This window comes from Methylobacterium soli (assembly GCF_008806385.1).
In the GTDB taxonomy this organism is placed as follows: domain Bacteria; phylum Pseudomonadota; class Alphaproteobacteria; order Rhizobiales; family Beijerinckiaceae; genus Methylobacterium; species Methylobacterium soli.
Genome location: NZ_VZZK01000080.1, coordinates 1 through 9,198 on the forward strand (window position 1 = coordinate 1; position 9,198 = coordinate 9,198).

The 9,198-nt window shown below is 64.8% G+C and carries 16 protein-coding genes; 13 read left to right on the forward strand and 3 right to left on the reverse strand.

What is annotated here, in order from left to right; translation table 11 throughout:
• The 6 genes from F6X53_RS31225 to F6X53_RS31250 all read left to right on the forward strand — a co-directional run.
• Nucleotides 1-331: hypothetical protein (locus F6X53_RS31225; protein ID WP_210386431.1), on the forward strand; the 331-nt coding region annotated here is incomplete at its 5' end.
• A 123-nt stretch (nt 332-454) separates the two neighbouring features.
• Nucleotides 455-1,054 (forward strand): recombinase family protein, encoded by a 600-nt coding sequence (locus F6X53_RS31230; protein WP_151005700.1) that lies wholly within the window; start codon nt 455-457, stop codon nt 1,052-1,054.
• A gap of 214 nt (nt 1,055-1,268) precedes the next feature.
• Nucleotides 1,269-1,523 carry a hypothetical protein gene (locus F6X53_RS31235; RefSeq protein WP_238297002.1) on the forward strand — a complete coding sequence of 85 codons (255 nt, stop codon included), beginning with the start codon at nt 1,269-1,271 and terminating at the stop codon, nt 1,521-1,523.
• A 17-nt stretch (nt 1,524-1,540) separates the two neighbouring features.
• Nucleotides 1,541-1,735, forward strand: coding sequence for a hypothetical protein (locus tag F6X53_RS31240; RefSeq protein ID WP_151005704.1), 195 nt, complete (start codon nt 1,541-1,543; stop codon nt 1,733-1,735).
• 3 nt (nt 1,736-1,738) lie between these two features.
• Nucleotides 1,739-2,002: a hypothetical protein gene (locus F6X53_RS31245; protein ID WP_151005705.1), complete on the forward strand. Its 264-nt coding sequence runs from the start codon at nt 1,739-1,741 to the stop codon at nt 2,000-2,002.
• The gene (locus tag F6X53_RS31250; RefSeq protein ID WP_151005707.1) at nt 1,999-2,181 is read left to right on the forward strand and encodes a hypothetical protein; all 183 of its coding nucleotides are present in this window, start codon (nt 1,999-2,001) and stop codon (nt 2,179-2,181) included. The genes F6X53_RS31245 and F6X53_RS31250 overlap by 4 nt, the downstream gene beginning before the upstream one ends.
• Nucleotides 2,182-2,278: 97 nt before the next feature.
• Here the strand turns inward: F6X53_RS31250 and F6X53_RS31255 are convergent, their stop codons facing one another.
• The gene (locus F6X53_RS31255; protein WP_151005709.1) at nt 2,279-4,753 is read right to left on the reverse strand and encodes a flagellin N-terminal helical domain-containing protein; all 2,475 of its coding nucleotides are present in this window, start codon (nt 4,751-4,753) and stop codon (nt 2,279-2,281) included.
• Between the two features lie 195 nt (nt 4,754-4,948).
• On the opposite strand from F6X53_RS31255, the gene F6X53_RS31260 reads away from it, so the two are divergent.
• The 5 genes from F6X53_RS31260 (at nt 4,949) to F6X53_RS32840 (ending at nt 6,521) form a co-directional block, all read left to right on the forward strand.
• Complete coding sequence (locus F6X53_RS31260; protein ID WP_151005711.1) at nt 4,949-5,353, forward strand: flagellar biosynthesis repressor FlbT; 405 nt, start codon at nt 4,949-4,951, stop codon at nt 5,351-5,353.
• Nucleotides 5,354-5,482: 129 nt separating this feature from the next.
• The gene (locus F6X53_RS31265; RefSeq protein WP_151005713.1) at nt 5,483-5,749 is read left to right on the forward strand and encodes a hypothetical protein; all 267 of its coding nucleotides are present in this window, start codon (nt 5,483-5,485) and stop codon (nt 5,747-5,749) included.
• A complete protein-coding gene (locus F6X53_RS31270; RefSeq protein ID WP_151005715.1) occupies nt 5,746-6,072 on the forward strand; it encodes a hypothetical protein in 327 nt (108 codons plus the stop codon). Before F6X53_RS31265 ends, F6X53_RS31270 begins: the two co-directional genes overlap by 4 nt.
• Nucleotides 6,073-6,126: 54 nt before the next feature.
• On the forward strand, nt 6,127-6,387 hold the full coding sequence (locus tag F6X53_RS31275) for a hypothetical protein (protein WP_151005718.1): 261 nt from the start codon (nt 6,127-6,129) through the stop codon (nt 6,385-6,387).
• Nucleotides 6,384-6,521, forward strand: a complete 138-nt coding sequence (locus F6X53_RS32840) for a hypothetical protein (RefSeq protein ID WP_191971084.1) — start codon at nt 6,384-6,386, stop codon at nt 6,519-6,521. The genes F6X53_RS31275 and F6X53_RS32840 overlap by 4 nt, the downstream gene beginning before the upstream one ends.
• Nucleotides 6,522-6,634: 113 nt before the next feature.
• Here the strand turns inward: F6X53_RS32840 and F6X53_RS31280 are convergent, their stop codons facing one another.
• Nucleotides 6,635-7,924, reverse strand: coding sequence for a Y-family DNA polymerase (locus F6X53_RS31280; RefSeq protein ID WP_151005720.1), 1,290 nt, complete (start codon nt 7,922-7,924; stop codon nt 6,635-6,637).
• A complete protein-coding gene (locus F6X53_RS31285; RefSeq protein WP_151005722.1) occupies nt 7,921-8,376 on the reverse strand; it encodes a LexA family protein in 456 nt (151 codons plus the stop codon). Before F6X53_RS31285 ends, F6X53_RS31280 begins: the two co-directional genes overlap by 4 nt.
• 120 nt (nt 8,377-8,496) lie before the next feature.
• Here F6X53_RS31285 and F6X53_RS34190 point away from each other — a divergent pair, with 120 nt between their 5' ends.
• Entirely contained in the window at nt 8,497-8,745 is a 249-nt protein-coding gene (locus F6X53_RS34190) for a DUF6894 family protein (protein WP_151005724.1), read from the forward strand.
• 11 nt (nt 8,746-8,756) lie between these two features.
• Entirely contained in the window at nt 8,757-9,008 is a 252-nt protein-coding gene (locus F6X53_RS31295) for a hypothetical protein (protein ID WP_151005726.1), read from the forward strand.
• The last annotated feature ends 190 nt before the right edge of the window (nt 9,009-9,198 follow it).

Consider the following 9,198-nt stretch of genomic DNA (forward strand, 5'->3'; position numbering starts at 1 on the left):
CAAGCGAAGGTGGATGCCGGCGTTGCCGCGCAGCACGACCGTCCGGTCGCTGCCGAATAGCGAGGGTTTCTACGACATGAGCGAAGCGCTGACATCGAAAGACGGCAAGTTCACCTGCACGCCGGAGCATGCGGTCGAGGTCGCTTACATGATCTCCACGGCGGAAGGGCTGCTCGCATTCGAGACGGGCGTTGATGACCGAGCCGTGCTTGAAACGCTGGAAAGCTATCTGACAGGGGACGCATCGCCCGACGAAGTGATGCGCGATCTCTCGGAGATCAAAGACGAGGCAAGGGCGACGCGTGAGGACGTTGGCGCCCTGTCCGACTAACGGTCGCCAGCGATGATCTGTGGATGACCGCCTACGGCGCAGCCCTGCCTCGGAACCCCTACGTCCTGGAACTCATCTCGAATAGGTGTCGCGCTCTGCGGCCCCTCTGACGAGTTCCGCTACATGCGCATCGGCTACGCCCGGGTATCCACCATCGAGCAGAACCTGGATCTGCAGACCGAGAAGCTGAAACAGGCCGGCTGCACCCGCATCATCACCGAGAAGGCATCCGGCGCGAAGGTAGACCGGCCCGAGCTGACCCGGCTGCTCCGCGACATCCTCCGCGAGGGTGACACGCTCGTCGTCTGGAAGCTCGATCGCCTCGCCCGCTCCCTGAAGCAACTGATCGCCACGGCCGACGATCTCAAGGCGCGCGGCATCGAGCTCGCTTCCGTCACCGATCAGCTCGATACGGCCTCGCCCGGCGGGATGCTCGTCTTCCACATGCTGGGCGCCATCGCGGAGTTCGAGCGCGGGCTGATCCGCGAGCGGACGATGGCTGGGCTGGCGGAGGCAAGGCGTCGAGGCCGGCGCGGTGGCCGACCGCGCAGCATGAGCGCCAAGGACATCGCGGCGGCCCAGGCATTGCTCACCGGCGACGTGCTGACGGCCCAGGAGGTCGCCTCACGCTTCAACGTCGCGCGCTCGACGCTCTATCGCTGCATCGCGGAGGCGAAGGGGCTGGTGCCGCGTCAGAGATTGGCGTCGCCTCAGGTCGTGTAGCGGCTTGCCGGTTGAGCCAGCGTGCTCTTCCCACCCTAGCGACACGCTGGCCCAGCCCTTATCCCGGCGCTCCCTCAAGCGCCTCGGATCCATGTCAGCCTCACCCGCCCCACGACCCACTCCATCTGACGTCCAGGCTTGGCGTGACGCGTTCTCGCGCCTCAAGCCGAGCGTGCCGCCCTGCCCTGGGATCTCTGCGTCGGCTTGGCCTTCGATGCACGAAGCCGCCCTCGATGCGCTCGATCGACACGGCGCCGCTCTCATCGAGCATGGCTGGACGACGCCGGAGCTCTTTGGGGTGCATCCGAAGATCGGCACGGTCCGCGTCGATTTCTGCGGGGCGTTCGTTCTCGGCAGCCGGAAGGTGGAGACCGTCTTCGCGGACCGGATCAGCTTCGGGCTGGTGACCTACTACCGGTACGTGCCGGGCGCTCGGACCGGCATTCCGATCTGGGATTTCCGGTGGTGAACGGTATGGTCTGAGACATGTCTGAGCCTTCGCCTCTCGATGAGCTACTGAGCGACGCGATCCGCTATCTTATCGCGGGCGGGCTGCCGCTCGAGATCGTCGACGAGGGCGGGCGCCAGCTCTACATCCTCGAAGGCAAAGAGCTGACGACCGATCAGGTCATCGCAGGAGCCTTCCTGCTCGGCATGGACGGCCAGCAACCATTGAACTGAGGCATGGCCGAATCAGTGACCACGCAAGAGCTGATAGAGACTGGAGCGATCTCCTGGGGAGAGCTGTGGCAGGCAATCGACATATTCGTGTCCGATCCAGAAGCGGACACGGTCGACCTCGGTGCGCGCTACAGCCTGAATCTTCACGCGGCTATCGACGCCAGCGTGCTCGCGAAGGATCTGCTTTCTAAACCCTTGGCAGACGAGCACCTCATGCGCGCCGCCGTCCGCGCGGCGATCTTGCTGGCGCGGCCGGTGAAGCGATGAACAAGCCTCAGCCCGAACACGGTCCTCGCCTGCTCCAGGGCTACAGCGCCACGGAACTCGAAGAGATCGCCAAGCGCTGCGAAGAGCGGCGGGAATCCGGGTTTATCGTGACACCTGATTCGGTCGCTTTGTTCGCCGAGGCGCTGCGGGCGCTCGCGCGTGAGCGGAAGTCAGTGTGACGGCTCCGCCTTCGCGTGAGCTCGCTACGGACAACTTGGAAAACGGAAACGGCCGGGACAATGCCCGGCCGCCTCATGTTGTTGAAGGTTGCTTCGCTTAGCGGAGGAGCTGCAGGATGCCCTGCTGCGCCTGGTTGGCGAGCGACAGCGCCGAGATCGCCAGCGAGTTGCGGGTCGAGAGCGCCTGCGAGTTCGCCGCCTCCTCGTTCAGGTCGGCGCTCGTGAGGTTCGAGGAGCCGGTGTCGAGGATGGTGATCAGGTTCTTCGAGAAGTCCTGACGGTTCTGCACGACCGAGAGGTTCGAGCCGAAGGTCGAGGCCTGGCCGCGCAGCTGGCTGGTTGCCGTGGTGATGGCCGAGAGCGTCTTGGTGATCTCGTCATCCGACTGGAAGCCGCCCGTCACCGCGGTCAGACCCAGGCCGTCGGCATCGAGCTTGACGCCCTTGATGCTGAGGCTGGAGGTGCCCAACTCGTTGAAGGTCACCTTGAGGGTATTCTCGTTCTCGTCGGCGCTGTTGCGGTAGAGCAGGTTGACGCCGTTGTAGCTCGAGTCCTTGGCCTGCTGGGTGATCTGGTTCAGCAGCTCGTTGAACTGCTTGGCCAGAGACGCGCGGGTGGAGTTGGTCGAGCCGGAGCTGTCGGTGCCGGTCGAGGTGATGGCCGTCGCCGGCCCCTGCCCCGCCACGCTGGAGGCCTGGAGACCGAAGCCGATATCGGCGTTGAGGGACGCGGTCGCGCCCTGAGCTGCCTGGATCGTCAGCTTCTGGCTCGCACCCGCCGAGGTGGTGTTGATGACGAGCTTGTCGTTGGCATCGAGGCTCGCCACGACGTTCCCGGCAAGACCCGTATCCGCACCGATCTGCTTGTTGATCGAGTCGACGATTTCCTGCTTCGTGGTCGCGGCGGCGTTGGCACCGGTGGTGTTGTCGACCTTGATCGTCTTGGCCGGACCGGTCCCGAGCTGGATGGTGAAGTTCGCGTTCTTGGTGCTCAGGTTGGTGGCGGCCGTAAGGGCGAAGTTGCCATTGATGATGGCCTTGGCCGATCCGTCGGTCGCGTCCGAACCGGTCGAGGATAGGCCGGTCGCGGCGGTTCCGGTACCGGCCGAAAACGTGCCGGCGCTGGTCGCCGCATTTGCACCGAAACCGAGACCGATCGTATCGGCGGTGAACGTTACGGTGGGGGCAGCCGTCGTGCTGGTGTCGGTGAATACGAGGGCGTTGCCGGTGATGCTCGCCGTCGTGGTCGTGTTCCCTGCGGCTGTCAGCTGGCGGTTGATCGCCTCCACAACCTTGGCCTGCGTGGGTGAATTACCCAACGCCGTTCCACTGGTATCAAGACTGGTTGCGTCAAGTTTGATCGTGGCCGCCGTCCCACCCGACGGGGTGACGGTGAACTGAGCGCTGGCACCGTTGGCGAAGTTCGGCGGTGCCGCGATCGTCGCCGTGCCCGTGCGGGTGAAGGCACCGCTGGCACCGGCAGCTGTTCCTGCGGTAGCGGCGAAAGCGCCGCCGTAGCCCAAGTCGATGCCGCCGGCTGCGGGCGTGACAGTCAGCTGCGCATCCGGACCGGAATCTTGCGACGAGAAGACGAGCTTGTTGCTGGAATTGATGCTTGCGGTAACGGACGAGCCGCCGTCCTTGAGCTGCTTGTTGATGGCAGCCAGCACCTCTGTCTGGTCACCCGACGTTCCGACGGTTCCGCCGTTTGCATCGGTCGCGCTGTTCTGGTCGATCTTGACGGAGACCGACTTAAGGCCGTCGTTGACCGTGAAGGCTGCCGAACCGCCACCCGAGAAATCGGTGGCGGTGGCGACGTTTGCGCCCGTGGCGGTCAGGGTGGCGATCTTGGCCGTGGATGCCTTGCCGAAGCCGATATCCAGGGTCGAGCCGGCGGAGCCGGCCACGGACAGCTTCTGCGTCGCACCGGCGGCGGTGGTCGCGAAGTTGATGCGCCCATCACTTCCGACGGAGGCCGAGATCTTGCCCTTGAGGGCCGCGGTATTGGAAATCTGGCTGTTGATCGCGGACACGATCTGGTTGGCCGAGACTTTCGTCAGGTCGCTGCTGTTGTTGCCCAGCGTGGACGAGTCGAGGCGGATCGTCGACTTGGTGGTGCCGCCATCGAGCGAGATGTCGATCGAGCCGTCCTTGCCGAGCGAGGAGAAATCCTGGGTGCCGTCGGGGGTGCCGGCCAGGCCCTGGAAGCTCTTGCTGCCGCTCACGGTGGCGGCGGTGGCCGCGAGACCGCTCGACACGGCGCTCTTGTCCGACAGCGCCTGGTTGGCGGTGGACTTGGCCGAGTCGACCAGCTTCTGGATCGAGGTGATGCCTTGGTTGGCCGCCTGGATCGTCTGGACGCCGTTCGAGATCCCGTTCAGGAGCGAGCTCAGGTCTGACGAGCGGCTGGTCAGGCTCTGCGAGGTGAAGAAGCTCGTCGGGTCGTCGAGGGCCGAGTTGACCTTCTTGCCGGTCGAGAGGCGGTTCTGGGTGGTGGAGAGGAGGTTGGCCGTATCCTGCAGCGAGAGCAGGTTCTGACGCGTGGCAGCCGAAAGCGTAATGCTGGAAGACATAGGGTGATCCGTATTGATCAAGAGACCGCCATTTTGGCGGCTTCCCTTCAGAGCACGTCGAATGTTGCAGACGGCTTAATCGATGTCGCACTTCCTGAGACAATTCTCGCGAAGGACGCCTCACGACGAGCAGCGTTGAGACATGGTTAACACTTAGTTGATAATCGGGAGTGGTTCTAGAACGGAGCTTCTGCCATGCCGCTGCGGATCGAGCTAAAGCCTTTTGAGCGCCTGATTATAAACGGCGCCGCAATTCGCAATGGTGATCGCCGCTCTTCGTTTCTAATGGAAACGCAGTGTAAGTTCCTTCGTGAAAGCGAAATAATTACAGAAAGTGAGGCCGATACTGCGTGTAAGCGTATACATCTGACATTGACTGTTATTTATTTGTCGGATAACCCGATCGAGCCGGAGGGTCTGTTCTTTGCGCAGGCGGCTGATCTCCTAAAAGCAGCTCCGAGCACGGCCCCATACCTCCTTGCTATCCAGCAAGAGCTTGAAGCGAAACGCTACCATCATGCAATCAAGCGTGGAAAGGATCTGGTTGCGTATGAGCAGACGCTGCTCGATCGTCTGGGACCACAAACCGAGGTGGCCTGAACACCCGAGTCTTGGGAACTCGCGCTGGCAGCGCATTGAGCGGCCATCCCTGGCCCGCACGGTTTGGAGGTGGCTCGCCCCGCTGCGTCAGCTTGCCGACCGATCGTCCGGGCTTGTACCCTCCATTCTATGGCCGAATCACCACCCACCACTGGCGAGCTGTTCAAGGCGAAGGCGATCACCGCCGAGGATCTGCATGCCGCTGTCGACGCCTACATAGCGGACCCAACCACCACGCTGTTCCTGATGGGCGAGGGCTATGGCCTCGACCTCGCCGAGGCGGTTCGCACACACGAGCCGAGCCGAAAGGCGTTCGAGAGTCCTGACGAATCGCCCATCTTCAAGCGGACGATGGTGCAAACCGCGATCATCTTGGCGCGGCCGGCGAAGCGATGAGGGCTGATTTCGGCGTCTTCTCTTGTCGGGCGACTTTCTGCACCCATACCCTCCGCGCCATGTGCAAAGCATCGACCATCGGCGACCTCGTTGAGGAGGGCGCGATCTCCGACGCCGAAGTCCGTGTCGCGGTGATGGCGTTCATGGCTGGTGTGCCGGGCGAAGAGTTCGTGATCGCGCGGGGCTACGCTCTGGACCTCACCGCAGCGGTGGCTGGACACCCACTCACCGTGGACATTCTGGAGTCGCCAGCCGTCACCGAGGAAATGAGGCGCGCGGCGGTGCTTAGGGCGATCCTGTTGGCGCGGCCGGAGAAGCGATGAGCGGCGGCCTGGCTGCTCTGGGCGGCCCGATGCTGTGATCTATGTTAGTCAGTCATGGTATCAGCCGCGACGATCGAGACGCTGCTTCAACAAGGAGCCCTGACTGAGGAGGAGGTCCGGGCCGCTGTCGAGGCGTGGCTTGCAACGCCCTCAACGACCCGCATTCCCGTCGGCTCCTACGAGCTGATCGTTGGTACATTGCTGCGGCAGAATGGATTCCTGGCAAAGACGATGCGCGACCCGGACGCGAGCGAAGGCTTGAAGAAGGCCGCGCTACGGAAAGTGCTGCTACGGGGCCGGCCGGAGAAGAGATGATGCGGGACTGGCTCGAACGCTGGCTTGCGAGCCGCGTCGAAGGGGAGCCGATTGTGGTATCCGACGCACAGGTCCTGCTGTCGCTCATTGGCGTCTCGCTGGTTCTCTTCACGATCGCCGACACCATCGCATGAGCATGTTCGGGCAGGGCAAGGGCTCGCCTGTTCCCCGCCATCTCCGCAACCCACGCCGCGGCTATGACGCCGAAGGGCGCGAGATGACGCCTGCTACCGATGCCCGTTGCGGCTCAGGCCATTGCCGTCGGCAACTCGGCCAACTGGGTCGTGTAGCGCGGCGTGCGCATCTCGAACTTCGTGCTCCAGGCTCGCTTCTCCTCGAGGCCGGCGCGGGCAGGCACGACAGTCCCGCGCCCGAACCGCGTGTTGCAGATGTCGATCGCCGCCATCAGCGGACCAGAGCGCTCCCGGTCGAGCTGCCCGATCAGCGCCCGCGGGCTGTCCCTCAGCAGCATCAGGTCCGTCGTCACCACACCGGCCTTGCTGTAGCGCCAGGGCCGCTCGCCGGGCTCGCGCCACGTCTTCTCGACGCCTAGCCGCGCCGCTTTGATGAGCGCCAGCGTGTCGTTCGTCGCCTCAGGCAGCGTCACGGTGGTCGAGACCGAGCGCATCGGCTCGCCGCGATCGTGTTCGCTGGTGTGATAGAAGACCGTGACGTGCGAGGTGCCGAGCCCACCCCGCCGCAGCTTCTCACCGAGGCGCGTCGCGTGCGCCGCGACCGCCTCCTCCAGCGTGGCGCGGTCCTCGATGCGCTTCGAGAACGAGCGGGTGACGGCGCAGCCCTTGCGCTGGGCCGGCAGGAGTTCCAGCGGCAGGCAAGCGAGGCCACGCAGCTCGTGGATGATGCGCTCGCCCACCACCGTCATCGCCTTGCGCACCGGGCGTGGATCGAGGTCGCGCAGGTCCGCCACCGTGTCGACGCCCATGGCCTCCAGCTTGGCGAGCGAGGCGCGCCCGATGCCCCAGACCTCGCCGACATGGACGCGACAGAGCCAGGCCGCGCGCTCATCCTCGTCCGAGAGGTCGCAGACGCCGCCGAGCTCGGGAATGCTCTTGGCGATATGGTTGGCGAGCTTGGCGAGCGTCTTGGTCGGGCCGATGCCCACGCAGGTCGGGATTCCGGTCCAGGCCCGCACCGTGGAGCGCAAGTCCCGTGCGAGCTCCAGGCGCTCATGTTCGCGCACGTCCGAGAGGTCGAGGAAGCTCTCGTCGATCGAGTAGATCTCCACCGCTCGGGCGAAGTCGCGGTAGACCGCGTTGGTGCGGGCCGACATGTCGCCGTAGAGCGTGTAATTCGAGGAGAAGACGCGCACGCCCTGGCGCCGGCACAGGTCGCGGATCTTGAAATAGGGCTCGCCCATGCGGATCCCGAGTGCCTTCGCCTCGGCGGTGCGGGCGATGGCGCAACCATCGTTATTGGACAGCACGATCACCGGCACGGCCGCGAGCTTCGGATCGAACACCCGCTCGCAGGAGCAGTAGAAGCTGTTGCCGTCGATCAGCGCGATGGCGCGGCTCATCGCACCTGCCCGGCGCGGGCGATGTGCCAACGGATCGAGAAGCGCACAACACCCCAGATCTCGCCGGCGGCCATCTCCTCGACCGCGAAGGCGGGCAGGTCCGGGTTGTCGAAGGCGAGGCGCGGGACGTTGCCGTCGATGACGAGGCGCTTGATCGACATCTCGCCGTCGATGGCCGCGACCACGACGCTGCCGTGCCCGGCCTTGAGGCTGCGATCGACGACCGCGAGATCACGGTCGAAGATGCCGGCGCCGCGCATGCTGTCGCCGGAGATGTTCCAGGCGAAGGTCGCGGGCGGGTTCGGTGCGAGCCAGCGCGGCAGCTCCAGCGCGCCCTCCAGGAAGTCGTCGGCCGGCGAGGGAAAGCCAGCACAGAGGTACTGGCCCAGGATGGGTATGTGGACAAGCGCTCCCGAGCCCGCGGCCAATTCGCCGATCCGATAGACGTCCACGTCTCGCCCCGGTATGAGAACAGACGAAGAACAAACATCATAGGCGTGCCGGCTTCAATCCAGCGCGGCGGGCAATCTCGCGAGCCTGTGCATGCCTGTGGACAGCGTTGGGGAAAGCGAATGCCTGCCGATCGTTACCGCTTTCACTGTACCGATGGTCGGCACGCCGTTTTCGATCGGGTCGGCAAGCGGGTGGCTGATCCGCTGCTGATCTGGGGTCACGCCGAGCGCGTCGCGCGCGAGGTCATGCGGAGCTGCGGCGGCCGCCTCGATTGGGCGGGCTGGATCGTCGACGTTCACGACAGCAAGGGCCGACACGTCGGCACGCTGGATTTCAAGGATGTGCGCGACGAGCGCCAAGCGGCTTAGGGACAACGATCATGGGTATGAAGACGACGTTCTTGGTGCAGACGTTCGTGATCAAGCGGAAGCGCCTCGGGCCAGGGGAGCGGCAGCTTGCGCCGACCGAGAGCGGAGCACTGAAGCGGGCGGAGGCCATGGCCGGCCGGAACCCCGGCACCGCTGCGCTCCGGATCGTAGCCGACGACGAGACGGGCGAACTGGAGAGCGCGACGATCCTCGGTCAATTCGGTGAGGTGCCTGATGACTTTGCGGAGGGACTGACCGGCTGAGGCAGCAAGCGGATTGAGATCTATGCGGACTGGTCGGCGCGGTGGGGGAGTGGGACGGCGCTCGTTGGCGGACCGAGCCAACGTTCGAGGAAGGCCCGGCCCGTCAGTCTGACCGCGACGCCGTTAGCAGGCTGTTGAAGAAGTCGGCCAGCGGCGGGCGATGAAGGGGACTTCATCGCCGGCGTGGAAG